We start from the raw sequence: 14529 nt of genomic DNA on the forward strand, positions 1-14529 counted from the left end.
CATCCGCTACAGGATATCTGGGTCGTCGAACCGCACCCGCAGCGTGGGCGCCGGGCGGCGTCGCCGATCGCCGGCGGGCGGGCGCCTGCCCCCGGTCGCCTGGCGCACGATCGCTCCGCGCAGCGCGGTCGCGACCTCCTGCCCGGCCGCGTAGTCGAAGCGCACCACGGCGCGAACCAGCCCGTCGTCCCGCGCCCTGGGCCCCTCGGGCTCGACGGGTGCGGGCCCCAGCACGTCGCGGATCGGCACGCCGTCGAGCGCCTCGAGCGCGCGGGCCACCACCTCCGGCTTCCCCGTGACGGATGCGATGCGCACCGCCGGCGGGAACCCGAGGGCGCGACGGTCGGCGAGCTGCGCGGCCGCCCAGCCGGGCTGCTGCCACAGGGCGAGGGACTGGGCGAGCGCGCCGCCGACGCCGACGAGGACCGTCGGGGCGCCGGGCGCCGCCAGCGCCGCCGCGTTCGACCACCAGCGCAGGCAGTCGTCGCCGACGTGCAGGCCCTCGCGCTGCAGCATCCGATCGCCGTCGAGCAGCACGACCGCCGCGTACCCGCCGTCGGCGAGCGGTTCGGCGCCCCGGGTCGCGACGACCAGGGTGCGCGGCGCGCCGTCGAGGCGGGTGAGCGGACGCTCCCCGTCGCTCACCACGACGCGCGCGCCGGGGAAGGCGCGGCCGAGCTCCTCGGCGGTGCGGCCCGAGCCGCGGGTCACCATCCGGAAGCCGTCGTGCCCGCACGCCGAGCACGCCCAGTGCCCGGCGAGGGCGCCGCACCAGGCGCAGGCCGGCGCGCGGCCCGCGGCGGGGATGCGCAGCGGCCCCTGGCAGACCGTGCAGCGCGCGGCCTGACCGCAGCGGCGGCAGGCGAGCAGCGACACGTAGCCGGGCCGGGCGACCTGCACCAGCACGGGGCCGCGGGTGAGCGCCTCCCCCGCCGCGCGGAACGCCGTGCTGGGCATCCGCCCGCCCTCGCCGCCGGCGCCCTGCGCGGCGGTGAGCACCACCTTCGGCGTGACGACCGGGTCCGGCGCCACGTCGCGCAGGAACCGCAGCTCGACGAGCCGCTGCACCTCGACCGAGCGGGTGTGCCCGGCGAACAGGAGCGCGCCGCCCTGCTGCTCCTGCCGGATCAAGGCGACGTCGCGGGCGTGGGCGTAGGGCGCGAGCGGTTCGGCGAACAGGGGGTCGCCGTCGTCGTACAGGGCGATGAGGCCGAGGCGGCGGGCCGGCGCGTACACGGCCGAGCGGTTGCCGACGATGATGCGCGGCTCGTCGCCGAGGCAGGAGAGGAACGCGGCGTAGCGCTGCGCGTTGGTGCGCTTCGCGTCGAGGGAGGCGATCGCGGCGGGCGGGGCGACGGCGGCCAGCGCCGCCTCCAGCTGCTCGAGGTCGCGGTAGTCGGGCACCGCGAGGATCGCGCTCCGACCGCGGGCGAGCGTGGCCGCCGCCGCCTGGGCGAGCGTGACCGCCCAGCGCCCGGCCCAACGGCCGTCGGGCAGCCGCGCGACGCCCGGCAGCGAGCGCAGCGCGATCCGCTCAGCGCCCTCGATCGCGCCCTCGACGACCCCGGCCCCGTAGCCGTCGATCGGATGCACCGCCTGCGGCAGCTCGGAGGGCGCGCCGCGCTCCAGCCACTTCTTCTCCACGGCGACGGAGCGCGGCGGGATCGCCAGGCGCAGCACGTCGCTCGCGCTGCCCGCCTGGCGGTCGGCGACCCGCCTGGCCAGCGCCCACACCTCCGGTGCGAGCACGCGGGCCGCGGAGACGACGCCCTCGAGCGGGGCGAGGGCGCCCGCGAAGGCGCTGTCGTCGCCGACCTCGACGATCAGCCCGTCGGCGACCCGCCGCTCGCTCTTGAGCGGCACCGTCACCCGCACGCCGGGGACGGCCTGTTCGGCCAGCGCCGGCGGGATGGCGTAGTCGAACAGCCGGTCGAGCTGCGGCAGGGGCGAGTCGATCAGGACGCGCGCGACGGATGCCACGCCCCGTCGCCGCCCGTCAGAAGCCGACGGCCGACCGCAGCGCGTCGACGCGGTCGAGCTTCTCCCACCCGAAGTCGGGCAGCTCGCGGCCGAAGTGGCCGTAGCTCGCGGTCTGCGCGTAGATCGGGCGCAGCAGGTCGAGGTCGCGGATGATCGCCGCGGGGCGCAGGTCGAACACCTCGCGGATGGCGCGGATGATCTGCTCCTCCGGCAGCTTGGCGGTGCCGAAGGTCTCCACGTACAGGCCGACCGGGTGCGCCGAGCCGATCGCGTACGCGACCTGCACCTCGAGCCGGTCGGCGAAGCCCGCGGCGACGGCGTTCTTGGCCACCCAGCGCATGGCGTAGGCGGCGGAGCGGTCGACCTTCGACGGGTCCTTGCCGCTGAACGCGCCGCCACCGTGCCGGCTCGCGCCGCCGTAGGTGTCGACGATGATCTTGCGGCCGGTGAGGCCGGCGTCGCCGTGCGGGCCGCCGATCTCGAACTTGCCGGTCGGGTTGATCAGCATGCGGACGTTCGACGTGTCGAGGTCGACGGTCTCGAGCACGGGCCGGATCACGGTCTCGGCGACGGCCTCGCGCAGCGCCGGCATCGAGATCTCGGGCGAGTGCTGGGTGGAGAGCACGACCGTGTCGATGGTCTTGGGGGTGAAGCCGTCGTAGCCGACGGTCACCTGCGTCTTGCCGTCGGGCCGCAGGAAGTCGAGCACGCCCGTCTTGCGCACCTCGGCGAGACGCTCGGAGAGCCGGTGCGAGAGCCAGATCGGCAGCGGCATGAGCTGCGGGGTCTCGGTGGTGGCGAAGCCGAACATGATGCCCTGGTCGCCGGCGCCCTGCCGGTCGAGCGCGTCGACGCTGGCCTCCTCGCGGGTCTCGTACGCGTCGTCGACGCCCTGGGCGATGTCGGGCGACTGCGAGCCGATCGAGATGGACACCCCGCAGCTGCGGCCGTCGAACCAGACGTCGGAGGAGGTGTAGCCGATGCCGGTGATGGTGTCGCGCACGATCTGCGGGATCTCGACGTAGCCGGAGGTGGTCACCTCGCCGGCCACGTGCACCAGGCCCGTCGTCACCATCGTCTCGACCGCGACCCGTGAGGCCGGGTCGGCGGTGAGCAGGGCGTCGAGGATGCCGTCGGAGATCTGGTCGCAGATCTTGTCGGGGTGCCCCTCGGTCACCGACTCGGAGGTGAACAGGCGCAGCTCGGTCATCGCGTTCCCTTTCGGGGTCGGGCCGCCGCGCCGAACGGCGCGTCAGGCGTGACGGGTGGATTCCTCGCGGCCGGAAAGCGTCGCGTCGAGGATCCGATCGGCCACGGAGAGCTTGCTCCCCGAGGCCTCCATCACTATATCGCCGGCCCTGTTCAGCACGACGATGTCGTTGTCGTCTGTGGCGAACCCGTGGTTCCACCCCACGTTGTTGACGACGAGGAAGTCGCAGCCCTTGCGCGCGATCTTCTTCCGCCCCAGTTCGAGCAGCGTGGCCGGGTCGGATTCGGTCTCGGCGGCGAAGCCGATCACGGTCTGCCCCTCCCGCTTGGCCGCGGACAGCTCGGCGAGGATGTCGGGGTTCACCACGAACTCGACCGTGAGCCGTTCCCCGGTGTGCTCCTTCTTGATCTTGCCCTGCTGCACCTGCGCGGGGCGGTAGTCGGCCACCGCGGCGGCCATCACGACGGCGTCGGCGCCGGCCGCGGCATCCGTCACGGCCTTCTCGAGCTCGAGGGTCGTGCTCACGTCGACCACGTCGATGGTCGCCGGCAGCGCGTCGGTGCCGATGTTGGCGGCGATGAGCGTGACGGATGCCCCGCGCGCGGCGGCGGCGGCGGCGATGGCCATGCCCTGCTTGCCCGAGGACCGGTTGCCGAGGAACCGCACCGGGTCGAACGGCTCGCGTGTGCCGCCGGCCGTGACGACGAGGCGCAGGCCGTCGAGGTCGAGGCGGCCGGCATCGGATGCCTCGTCGATTCTCGCCCGCCGCGACCGGGGGCCGCGGCCGCGCCGCTTCAGCGCGGCGAGGGCGGTCTCGGCGATCTCGTCGGGCTCGGCCATGCGGCCGGCGCCGGTGTCGTTGCCGGTGAGGCGGCCGCTCGCCGGCCCGACGAATGTCACTCCGCGCTCGCGCAGGGTGGCGACGTTGGCCTGGGTGGCGGCGTTGCGCCACATCTCGGTGTGCATCGCCGGCGCCACGACGACCGGGGCGTTGGAGGCGAGCACCGTGTTGGTCAGCAGGTCGTCGACGAGGCCGTGCGCGAGCTTGGCGAGCGTGTTGGCGGTGGCGGGGGCGATGACGATCAGCTCGGCCAGCTGGCCGAGGGCCACGTGGCGCACCTGGTCGACGCCCTCGTAGAGCTGCGTCGTGACCGGGTTGCGGCTGATCGCCTCCCAGGTGGGGGCGCCGACGAAGCGCAGCGCCGCCTCGGTCGGCACGACGTGCACGTCGTGCCCGGCGAGCACGAGCGTGCGCACCAGCGAGACGGCCTTGTATGCGGCGATGCCGCCGGTCACCCCGACGACGATCGTCGCGCGGGGCCCGGCGGCATCTGGAGTCACTGCGGCTGGCCTGAGGTCTCTACTCGGCGGCGGCGGGCTTGAGGACGAGCTTGTTCTCGTTGATCTCGTGCAGCGCGACGGACAGCGGCTTGTCGTCCACGGACGAGTCGACCAGCGGGCCGACGTTGTCGAACAGGCTGCCCTCGTGCAGGTCGGCGTAGTAGTCGTTGATCTGGCGGGCGCGCTTGCTGGCGAAGATCACCAGCGCGTACTTCGACTCGACCTTGCTGAGCAGCTCGTCGATGGGCGGATCGATGATGCCCTTCTGGGACGTGGCCATGGGGTCCTCCTGTCGGGGATGGGAAGTCTGCTGCGCCCTCGGGCGCGCGGCGCCGCTGTCGGCGGCGGGACGGAACTGCGATCAGTGCGAGGGCAGTGCCATCAATTCTACGACCTCGCGGGCGGCCTCCGGCACGCTCGCGTTGACGACGGTCTTGTCGAACTCGTGCTCGGCGGCCAGCTCGACCTTCGCGGTCTCCAGGCGCCGCTGCTGCTCGTCGCTGGTCTCGGTGCCGCGGCCGATGAGCCGCCGCACCAGTTCGTCCCAGCTGGGCGGGGCGAGGAAGACGAGGGTCGCCTCCGGCATCGCGCGGCGCACCTGGCGGGCGCCCTGCAGGTCGATCTCCAGCAGCACGCTGCGGCCCTCGTCGAGCGCGCGCTGCACCGGCCCGCGGGGGGTGCCGTAGCGGCTCTGGTTGTGCACGACCGCCCACTCCAGCAGCTCGCCGTCACGGATCATCCGATCGAACTCGGCATCGTCGACGAAGTAGTAGTGCACGCCGTCGATCTCGCCCGGCCGCGGCTTGCGGGTGGTCGCGGAAACGGAGAAGTGCACCTCGGGGTAGTGCTCGCGGATGTAGGCGGAGACGCTGCCCTTGCCGACGGCCGTCGGCCCGGCGAGCACGACCAGGCGGCTCTTGCCGCGGCTGCGCGAGGACAGCTTGGCCCGCTCGCGCAGGAACTCCCGCAGCCGCTCGCGCTGGTGCCGGCCGAGGCCGCCGACGCGCTTGACCGGGGAGATCTGCAGCTTCTCGAGCGTCGCGTTCATCTTCGTGACGCCGATGGCGGGGATGGAGAGCAGGAAGTCGGTGACCCGCAGCGTGCCAGCAGGGCCGTCGGGTTCGCGGGCGCCCTGGTCGAGCACCGACTCGGGAGTGCGCTCCCCCGATGCGATCTGCGCTTTCAGGGCGGCGCGGGCGCGGCGCGCGGCGACGGCGGCGCGGGATGCCGCGACGCGGTCCACCTCGGGCGGGGTGGGCCGGCTGGTCGCGGTCTGCGCGGCGCGGGCCTCAGACAAGGGCCGCTCGCAGTTCCGCGGCGCGCTCCTCGATGGCCGGGGCCAGGCCGGCCGGGCCGGCCTGAAGCAGGCTGCGCGACTCGCTGACGAGCGTGAACGGGGTGAGCGCGCCGAACAGCTCGCGCACGCGCGTGGCCAGCGCGCCCTGATGGCCGAAGCCGGGGGCGAGCACCGGCAGCGCGGGCGCGTGGGCGGCGTGCACGTCGATGCCGGAGCCGGGGAGATCGACCGTGGCGCCCAGTACGACGCCGATCGAACCCACGGCGGCGGCGCCGGTGCTGCTCGCATTGAATGCGGTCACATCATCGATGATGGCACGAGAGACCGTAACCGTCGCAAGCGGGCCGCTGATCTGGGCATTCTGTATCCGGCGGGCCTCGGGGTTGCTCGTGGCGGCGAGCACGAACGCGCCCTTGCCGTTGTCGACGGCGTACCGCAGCGCGTCGGCGAGCGAGCCGACGCCCTGGAACGGGTTCAGGGTGACGGCGTCGGCCTCGAGCGGGCTGCCCGGGGTGAGCCACGCCTCCGCGTAGCCGGCCAGGGTGGTGCCGATGTCGCCGCGCTTGGCGTCGGCGATCGTGATGATCCCCGCCGCGCGGGCGGAGGCGAGCACCTCCTCCAGCGCGGCGAACCCGGCCGAGCCGAACCGCTCGAAGAAGGCGACCTGCGGCTTCACCACGCCGGCGCGCCCGGCGGCGGCGTCGACCGCGCGCAGCCCGAACTCGCGCACGCCCGCGGCCGAGGAGGGCAGGCCCCACTGCTCGAGCAGGAAGTCGTGCGGGTCGATGCCGACGCACAGCGGGCCGAACGCCTCGATCGCCGAGTGCAGCACTCCCCCGAACGACAGATCGGTCATCGCGCGTCCCTTTCCCGCTGGTAGTCCTGCAGGCTCTTCACGTCGAAGCCGCGGCGCACCGCCTCGATCGAGCCGACCGCCGCGGACAGCTCGCTGATCGTGGTGAACAGCGGCTTGTCGGCGGCGACCGCCGCGGCGCGGATCTCGTAGCCGTCGTGGCGGGCGGCACCGCCGGTGGGGGTGTTGATCACCATGTCCACCTCGCCGCGGTTCAGCATGTCGACGACCGACTCGCCCGGCTTGTCGGTCTCGCTGTACTTGCGCACCGTCTCGCTCGCGATGCCGTTGCGGGCGAGCACCTCGCCCGTGCCCTCGGTCGCGACCACCCGGTAGCCGAGCTCGGTCAGGCGCAGCACGGGCAGCACGACGGCCCGCTTGTCGCGGTCGGCGACCGAGACGAACACCGTGCCCGATTCGGGGATGCCGCCGTAGGCGGCCGCCTGGCTCTTGGCGAACGCCCGCGGGAAGTCGCGGTCGATGCCCATCACCTCGCCGGTGGAGCGCATCTCCGGCCCGAGCAGCGAGTCGACGACCTGCCCGTCGCGGGTGCGGAAGCGCTTGAACGGCAGCACCGCCTCCTTGACCGCGACCGGGGCGTCGAGCGGCACGATCGATCCGTCGGCCTCCGGCAGCAGCCCCTCGGCGATCAGCGCGTCGATCGACTCGCCCGTCATCACGCGGCTGGCCGCCTTGGCGAGCGGGATGCCGAGCGCCTTGGAGACGAACGGCACCGTGCGGCTCGCGCGCGGGTTCGCCTCGAGCACGTAGAGCACGCCGGCGCCGATGGCGAACTGCACGTTGAGCAGGCCGCGCACGCCGACGCCCTCGGCGATCTTCCGCGTCGCCTCGACGACCTTGGCGATGTCGGTGCGGCCCAGGGTGACCGGCGGCAGGGTGCAGCTCGAGTCGCCGGAGTGCACGCCCGCCTCCTCGATGTGCTCCATCACGCCGCCGATGTACAGCCGCTCGCCGTCGTACAGCGCGTCGACGTCGATCTCGGTCGCGTCGTCGAGGAACCGGTCGACGAGAAGCGGATGGCTCGGGCCGACGATTCCCTGGTCGCCGATGCGGCCGAAGTAGTCGACGAGCTGCTCCTCGGAGAACACGATCTCCATGCCGCGGCCGCCGAGCACGTAGCTGGGGCGCACGAGCACGGGGTATCCGATCTGCGCCGCCACCTGCTGCGCGCCCGCGAGGTCGTACGCGGTGCCGTTGCGGGGCGCGAGCAGCTGGGCCTGCTCGAGGATCTGCGCGAACAGGCCGCGCTCCTCGGCGAGGTCGATCGCCGACGGGCTGGTGCCGAGGATCGGCACGCCCGCCTCCTCGAGCCCCTTGGCGAGGCCGAGCGCGGTCTGGCCGCCGAGCTGCACGATGACGCCGACCAGCTCGCCGGACTGCGACTCGGCGTGGATGACCTCGAGCACGTCCTCGAGCGTGAGCGGCTCGAAGTACAGCCGGTCGCTCGTGTCGTAGTCGGTCGAGACGGTCTCGGGGTTGCAGTTGATCATGATCGTCTCGAAGCCCGCGTCGTGCAGGGCGAACGAGGCGTGCACGCAGGAGTAGTCGAACTCGACGCCCTGCCCGATGCGGTTCGGGCCGGAGCCGAGGATGACGACCTTGCGCCTCCGGCTCGGCTCGACCTCGGTCTCCTGGTCGTAGCTCGAGTAGTGGTAGGGGGTGAGCGCGGGGAACTCGCCGGCGCAGGTGTCCACCGTCTTGTACACGGGCCGCACGCCGAGGATGTGCCGAACCTCGCGCGCATCCGACTCGCGCAGGCCCCGCAGCTCGCCGATCTGCGCGTCCGAGAACCCGTGCTCCTTCGCCCAGCGCATCGTCGCGGTGTCGAGGGTCGCGGCCGCGGCGATGTCGTCGGCCACCTCGTTGATCTGCGCGATCTGGTCGAGGAACCACGGGTCGATCTTGGTCGCCTCGAACGCGTCCTGAACGGATGCGCCCTTCCGCAGCGCCTGCTGCACGAGCACGATCCGGCCGTCGGTCGGGGTCTTCGCCGCCTCGAGCAGCTCCTCCGCCGAGCGCGGCTCCTCCCCCCAGTGGAAAGACGAGCCGCGCTTCTCGAGGCTGCGCAGCGCCTTCTGCAGAGCGGTGCTGAAGTTGCGCCCGATCGCCATCGCCTCGCCGACCGACTTCATGGTGGTGGTCAGCGTCGGGTCGGCGGCGGGGAACTTCTCGAACGCGAAGCGGGGCACCTTCACGACGATGTAGTCGAGCGTCGGCTCGAAGCTCGCCGGGGTGACCTTGGTGATGTCGTTGGGGATCTCGTCGAGCCGGTAGCCGATGGCGAGCTTCGCGGCGATCTTCGCGATCGGGAAGCCGGTCGCCTTGGACGCGAGCGCGGAGGAGCGCGAGACGCGCGGGTTCATCTCGATGACGATGACGCGCCCGGTGGCCGGGTCGACGGCGAACTGGATGTTGCAGCCGCCGGTGTCCACCCCGACGGAGCGGATGATGTCGATGCCGATGTTGCGCAGGTTCTGGTACTCGCGGTCGGTGAGCGTGAGCGCCGGGGCGACCGTGATCGAGTCGCCCGTGTGCACGCCGACCGGGTCGACGTTCTCGATGGAGCAGACCACGACCGTGTTGTCGGCCTGGTCGCGCATCAGCTCGAGCTCGTACTCCTTCCAGCCGAGGATCGACTCCTCGAGCAGCACCTCGTGGGTGGGGCTGTCGTGCAGACCCGCGCCGGCGATGCGGACGAGCTCCTCCTCGGTGTAGGCGAAGCCCGAGCCGAGGCCGCCCATGGTGAACGAGGGCCGCACCACGAGCGGGTAGCCGAGGTCCTTGGCGAACTCCTTCGCCTCCTCGACGGTGTGCGCGATGTGCGAGCGGGCGACGTCGGCGCCGGCCGCGACGACCAACTCCTTGAACGCTTGGCGATCCTCGCCCTTGCGGATGGCGTCGACCTTCGCGCCGATCAGCTCGACGCCGTACTTGTCGAGGATGCCGCGCTCGTGCAGCTGCATGGCGGCGTTCAGCGCGGTCTGGCCGCCCAGGGTGGGCAGGATCGCGTCGGGCTTCTCCTTGGCGATGATCGTCTCGATCACCTCGGGGCTGATCGGCTCGACGTAGGTCGCGTCGGCGAAGTCCGGGTCGGTCATGATGGTCGCCGGGTTGGAGTTCACGAGGATGACGCGCACCCCTTCGGCGCGCAGCACGCGGCAGGCCTGGGTTCCGGAGTAGTCGAACTCGACGGCCTGGCCGATCACGATCGGGCCGGAGCCGATGACGAGGACGCTGTTGATGTCGTCGCGCTTGGGCATGTCGGTGGTTACGCGTCCTTCCGGTGGGAGTCGGGCGAGATCACTGGGTCTCGATACGCGGCGTCGCCGCTACTCGACCCGCGGCCCGCGTGCGTGCGCACGAGGTCCGCGAATCGATCGAACAGGTAGTTGGCGTCGTGCGGGCCGGCGGCCGCCTCCGGGTGGTACTGCACCGAGAAGGCGGGGATGTCGAGGGCGTTGAGCCCCTCGACGACGTCGTCGTTCAGGTCGACGTGGCTGACCTCGAGGCGCCCGTAGCCGTTCGGCGACTCGAACGGCCCGTCGAGCGGAGCCTTGACGGCGAATCCGTGGTTGTGCGCGGTGATCTCGACCTTGCCGGTGCTGCGGTCGATGACCGGCTGGTTGATGCCGCGGTGGCCGAACGGCAGCTTGTAGGTCTCGAGCCCCAGCGCGCGGCCGAGCAGCTGGTTGCCGAAGCAGATGCCGAAGAACGGCAGCCCCTCGTCGAGCACGCCGCGCAGCACCTCGACCTGGCTGTCGGAGGCCGCCGGGTCGCCGGGGCCGTTGGAGTAGAACACGGCCACCGGGTCGACGGCGAGGATCTGCTCGAGCGTGGAGGTCGCCGGCAGCACGTGCACCTCGAAGCCGCGGCGGGCGAGGTTGTCGATCGTGGACTGCTTGACGCCCAGGTCGAGCACGGCGAGGTTGCCGATCTTCTCCCCTACGGCGGCGGTCACCGCGGCATCCGTCACCGAGACCTCGGCCGAGAGGTTCAGGCCGCTCATCTCGCGGCCGCTGCGCACGATGTCGAGCTGCTGCTCCTCCGACAGCCCCGCGTCCTCGCCGGAGAAGATGCCCGCGCGCATGGCGCCGAGGTCGCGGATGTGGCGGGTGACGGCCCGCGTGTCGATGCCCGCGATGCCCACGATGCCCGTGGCGACGAGCTCCTCGTCGAGGCTGCGCTGCGAGCGGTGGTTGGAGACGATGCGGCTGGGGTCGCGCACGACGTAGCCGGCGACCCAGATGCGGCGCGACTCCATGTCTTCGTCGTTCATGCCGGTGTTGCCGATGTGCGGCGCGGTCTGGATGACGATCTGGCCGGCATAGGACGGGTCGGTCAGGGTCTCCTGGTAGCCGGTCATGCCGGTGGCGAAGACGAGCTCGCCGAGGGTGCGCCCCTGCGCTCCGTAGGCGCGGCCCGCGTAGCGGGTCCCGTCTTCGAGCACCAGGACGGCGGGCGTGGGAACTGCCACGTCAGACCTCGCTTTCGTGATGATCCGTCGGCTGAGGAGCAGGCGACGCCTGCCCCTCGAAGCCTGCGGGAGTGGAGATGGATGCGATCGCGTCGTACAGCGCGCCGGAGGACTCCGGCTCGCGGACGCGGAAGTAGGAGTCGACGACGCGGCCCGAGAGGCGCCAGGCGAGGCACAGCAGGCCGTCCTTCTCGACCGCCTTGTCGATGGCGAGCTGGGCGGGCCGGGCGCCGACGACCTCGGCTGCGCCGACCCAGACCGGCTCGGAGCCGTCCAGCTCGATCAGCGCGCCGGCGCCGAACACGGCGATCCGCCCCTGGGCGCGGAAGCCGAGCCCGCGGATCGCGAGACGCTCGAGCGGCGCGTCGTGCGCCGTGGTGGCGACGTAGAGCACGGATGCCTCGGCCCGCGGCTCCCCGAGCCCCGCCGGCACCTCGTGCACCGGCGCGAGCCCCGCGTCGCGCCGCACCCGGCGGCGCCATCCGGCCCACATGCCGAGGAACACCAGCAGCAGCACCGCCAGGACGATCAGCGTGGACGCCCACTCAGGCACGGGCCACCTCCGCGGGGTCGACGAGCTCGCCGTCGGCGACGGTGGGGCGGCCGTCGTGCAGCGTGTGCACCACGGCGCCGGGCAGCTCGAGCCCGAGGTAGGGCGAGTTCACGCCCTTGCCCTTCAGGTCGTCGGTGGAGAAGGTGCGGCTCGCCTCGGGGTCGTACAGCACCAGGTTGGCGGGCGCGCCGGGCGCGATGCCGGCGGCGTAGCCGTCGAGCCGGCCGATCTCGGCGGGCCTGGCGCTCATCACCCGGGCGACGTCGCTCCACTCCAGCCGGCCGTCGGCGACGACGGCGGCGTGCACGACCGGGAGCGCCGACTCGAGCCCGACCATGCCGTTGGCGGCGGCGTCCCACTCGGTGTCCTTCGCCTCCACCGGGTGCGGGGCGTGGTCGGTGGCGACGATGTCGATCGTGCCGTCCGCGAGCGCCGCGCGCAGCGCCTCGACGTCGTCGCGGGTGCGCAGCGGAGGGTTCACCTTGTAGCGGGCGTCGTAGCCGCGCACGAGGTCCTCGGTGAGCATCAGGTGGTGCGGGGTGACCTCGGCGGTGACGCGGATGCCCCGCGCCTTCGCCCACCGGATCACGTCGACCGAGCCGGCCGTGGAGATGTGGCAGACGTGCAGCCGGCTCCCCACGTGCTCGGCGAGCAGCACGTCGCGGGCGATGATCGACTCCTCCGCCATGGCGGGCCAGCCGGCGAGCCCGAGCTCGCCCGAGAGCACCCCCTCGTTCATCTGGGCGCCGGCGGTCAGCCGCGGCTCCTGGGCGTGCTGGGCGATCACCCCGTCGAAGGCCTTGACGTATTCGAGGGCGCGGCGCATCAGCAGCGGGTCGGCGACGCAGAACCCGTCGTCGGAGAACACCCGCACCCGGGCGCGGCTCGTCGCCATCGCGCCGAGCTCGGCCAGCCGCTCCCCCTTGAGCCCCACGGTGACGGCGCCGATGGGCCGCACGGTGGCGTAGCCGGCGGCCTCGCCGAGGCTGAGCACCTGCTCGACCACGCCCGCCGTGTCGGCGACGGGCGAGGTGTTCGCCATCGCGAACACCGCCGTGTAGCCGCCGGCCGCCGCGGCCCGGGTACCGGTGAGCACCGTCTCGGACTGCTCGTAGCCCGGCTCCCGCAGGTGCGTGTGCAGGTCGACCAGGCCGGGCAGGGCGAGGAGTCCGTCGGCGTCGATGCGCGAGGCATCCGATCGCGTCAGGCCCGTGCCCACCTCGGTGATCGTGCCGTCCTCGATCAGGATGTCGGCGCGCGTGCCGTCCGGCAGCGTCGCGCCGGTGATCAGGTATGCGGTCATGTCAGTCGCCCTCCTCGCCGGCCAGAAGCAGATACAGGGCGGCCATGCGCACCGAGACGCCGTTCGCCACCTGCTCGCGCACGGTGGACTGGGGCGAGTCTGCGGCGGCCGCCGAGATCTCGAGACCGCGGTTCATGGGGCCGGGGTGCATCACGATCGTATCCGCGGGCAGTCTGGCGAGCCGCTCGTCGTCGAGTCCCCAGGTGCGGGCGTACTCGCGCTCGGTCGGGAAGAACGCGGCGTTCATGCGCTCCGACTGGATGCGCAGCATCATGATCACGTCGGGCAGGCCGTCGATCGCGGCGTCGAGGTCGTACTCGAGCTGTACCGGCCAGGTGCTCGTATCGACCGGCAGCAGGGTCGGCGGCGCCACGAGGGTGACCTCGGCGCCGAGGGTGGCGAGCAGCCACACGTTGGAGCGAGCGACGCGCGAGTGCAGGATGTCGCCGACGATCGTCACGGCCACGCCGTCGAGCGCCTTGCCGCGGCTGGCCGCGCCGTGCAGGCGGCGGCGCATCGTGAACGCGTCGAGCAGGGCCTGGGTCGGATGCTCGTGCATGCCGTCGCCCGCGTTGACGACGCCGGCGGAGATCCAGCCGCTGGTGGCGAGGGTGAACGGAGCGCCGGAGGCCGAGTGGCGGATGACGACGCCGTCCGCGCCCATCGCCTGCAGGGTCTGGGCGGTGTCCTTCAGGCTCTCGCCCTTGGAGACGCTGGAGCCCTTGGCGCTGAAGTTGATGACGTCGGCGGAGAGGCGCTTGGCGGCGGCCTCGAAGCTGATGCGGGTGCGGGTGGAGTCCTCGAAGAACAGGTTCACGACCGTCTTGCCGCGCAGCGTGGGCAGCTTCTTGACCTCCCGGCCCTGCACCTGCGCCATGTCCTCCGCGATGTCGAGCAGTTCGATGGCCTGGTCGCGGCGCAGGTCCTTGGTCGACAGCAGGTGCCGCATCACGCCTCCCCTCGCGCCGACTCGATCGACACGTACTCGTCGCCGTCGACCTCGCGTACGTGCACGTTGATGCGCTCGTCGAGGGCGGAGGGCAGGTTCTTGCCCACGAAGTCGGCGCGGATCGGCAGCTCGCGGTGGCCGCGGTCGACGAGTGCGGCGAGCCGCACGATGCGCGGGCGGCCGATGTCGTTCAGCGCGTCGAGGGCGGCGCGGATGGTGCGGCCGGAGAACAGCACGTCGTCGACCAGCACCACGGTCGCCCCGTCGATGGAGGCGGGCACCTCGGTGCGGCCGGGCGTGCGGGTGCGGGTGTGTGACAGGTCGTCGCGGTACATGGTGACGTCGAGGCTGCCGGCGAAGACGTCGCTGCCCGGCTCGATGCGGGCGATGTTGGCGGCGATGCGCCGGCCGAGGGTGACGCCGCGGGTGGGAATGCCCAGGATCACCAGATTCTGCGTGCCGCGGTTGGACTCCAGGATCTCGTGGGAGATCCGAGTCAACGCCCGGGCGATGTCAGCTTCCTGGAGCACGATGCGTGCGCTCATCCG

Annotated in this window: 12 protein-coding genes; all 12 read right to left on the reverse strand. The window is 72.5% G+C overall.

What is annotated here, in order from left to right; all coding sequences use genetic code 11:
* Positions 1-6 precede the first annotated feature (6 nt).
* The 12 genes from H563_RS0101235 to pyrR all read right to left on the reverse strand — a co-directional run bounded on the left by H563_RS0101235 (position 7) and on the right by pyrR (position 14526).
* The gene (locus H563_RS0101235) at positions 7-1980 is read right to left on the reverse strand and encodes a primosomal protein N' family DNA-binding protein (RefSeq protein ID WP_022880811.1); all 1974 of its coding nucleotides are present in this window, start codon (positions 1978-1980) and stop codon (positions 7-9) included.
* Positions 1981-1996: 16 nt separating this feature from the next.
* Positions 1997-3190 (reverse strand): methionine adenosyltransferase, encoded by a 1194-nt coding sequence (gene metK / locus H563_RS0101240; RefSeq protein ID WP_022880812.1) that lies wholly within the window; start codon positions 3188-3190, stop codon positions 1997-1999.
* A 42-nt stretch (positions 3191-3232) separates the two neighbouring features.
* A complete protein-coding gene (gene coaBC / locus H563_RS0101245; protein ID WP_027478959.1) occupies positions 3233-4531 on the reverse strand; it encodes a bifunctional phosphopantothenoylcysteine decarboxylase/phosphopantothenate--cysteine ligase CoaBC in 1299 nt (432 codons plus the stop codon).
* 19 nt (positions 4532-4550) lie between these two features.
* Positions 4551-4811 carry a DNA-directed RNA polymerase subunit omega gene (gene rpoZ / locus H563_RS0101250; protein ID WP_022880814.1) on the reverse strand — a complete coding sequence of 87 codons (261 nt, stop codon included), beginning with the start codon at positions 4809-4811 and terminating at the stop codon, positions 4551-4553.
* A gap of 81 nt (positions 4812-4892) precedes the next feature.
* Positions 4893-5828 (reverse strand): guanylate kinase, encoded by a 936-nt coding sequence (gmk, locus tag H563_RS0101255; RefSeq protein WP_022880815.1) that lies wholly within the window; start codon positions 5826-5828, stop codon positions 4893-4895.
* Complete coding sequence (gene pyrF, locus H563_RS18240) at positions 5821-6684, reverse strand: orotidine-5'-phosphate decarboxylase (RefSeq protein WP_022880816.1); 864 nt, start codon at positions 6682-6684, stop codon at positions 5821-5823. Before pyrF ends, gmk begins: the two co-directional genes overlap by 8 nt.
* Entirely contained in the window at positions 6681-9962 is a 3282-nt protein-coding gene (carB, locus tag H563_RS0101265) for a carbamoyl-phosphate synthase large subunit (RefSeq protein ID WP_022880817.1), read from the reverse strand. Before carB ends, pyrF begins: the two co-directional genes overlap by 4 nt.
* Before the next feature lie 8 nt (positions 9963-9970).
* Positions 9971-11176 carry a glutamine-hydrolyzing carbamoyl-phosphate synthase small subunit gene (gene carA / locus H563_RS0101270; RefSeq protein ID WP_022880818.1) on the reverse strand — a complete coding sequence of 402 codons (1206 nt, stop codon included), beginning with the start codon at positions 11174-11176 and terminating at the stop codon, positions 9971-9973.
* Position 11177: 1 nt separating this feature from the next.
* A complete protein-coding gene (locus H563_RS0101275) occupies positions 11178-11729 on the reverse strand; it encodes a PH-like domain-containing protein (protein ID WP_022880819.1) in 552 nt (183 codons plus the stop codon).
* The gene (locus H563_RS0101280; protein WP_022880820.1) at positions 11722-13032 is read right to left on the reverse strand and encodes a dihydroorotase; all 1311 of its coding nucleotides are present in this window, start codon (positions 13030-13032) and stop codon (positions 11722-11724) included. Before H563_RS0101280 ends, H563_RS0101275 begins: the two co-directional genes overlap by 8 nt.
* A 1-nt stretch (position 13033) precedes the next feature.
* Complete coding sequence (locus H563_RS0101285) at positions 13034-13981, reverse strand: aspartate carbamoyltransferase catalytic subunit (RefSeq protein WP_022880821.1); 948 nt, start codon at positions 13979-13981, stop codon at positions 13034-13036.
* Positions 13981-14526 carry a bifunctional pyr operon transcriptional regulator/uracil phosphoribosyltransferase PyrR gene (gene pyrR / locus H563_RS0101290; RefSeq protein ID WP_022880822.1) on the reverse strand — a complete coding sequence of 182 codons (546 nt, stop codon included), beginning with the start codon at positions 14524-14526 and terminating at the stop codon, positions 13981-13983. Before pyrR ends, H563_RS0101285 begins: the two co-directional genes overlap by 1 nt.
* Positions 14527-14529 lie beyond the last annotated feature (3 nt).

It is taken from the genome of Gryllotalpicola ginsengisoli DSM 22003 (genome assembly GCF_000419445.1).
Classification (GTDB): Bacteria; Actinomycetota; Actinomycetes; order Actinomycetales; family Microbacteriaceae; genus Gryllotalpicola; species Gryllotalpicola ginsengisoli.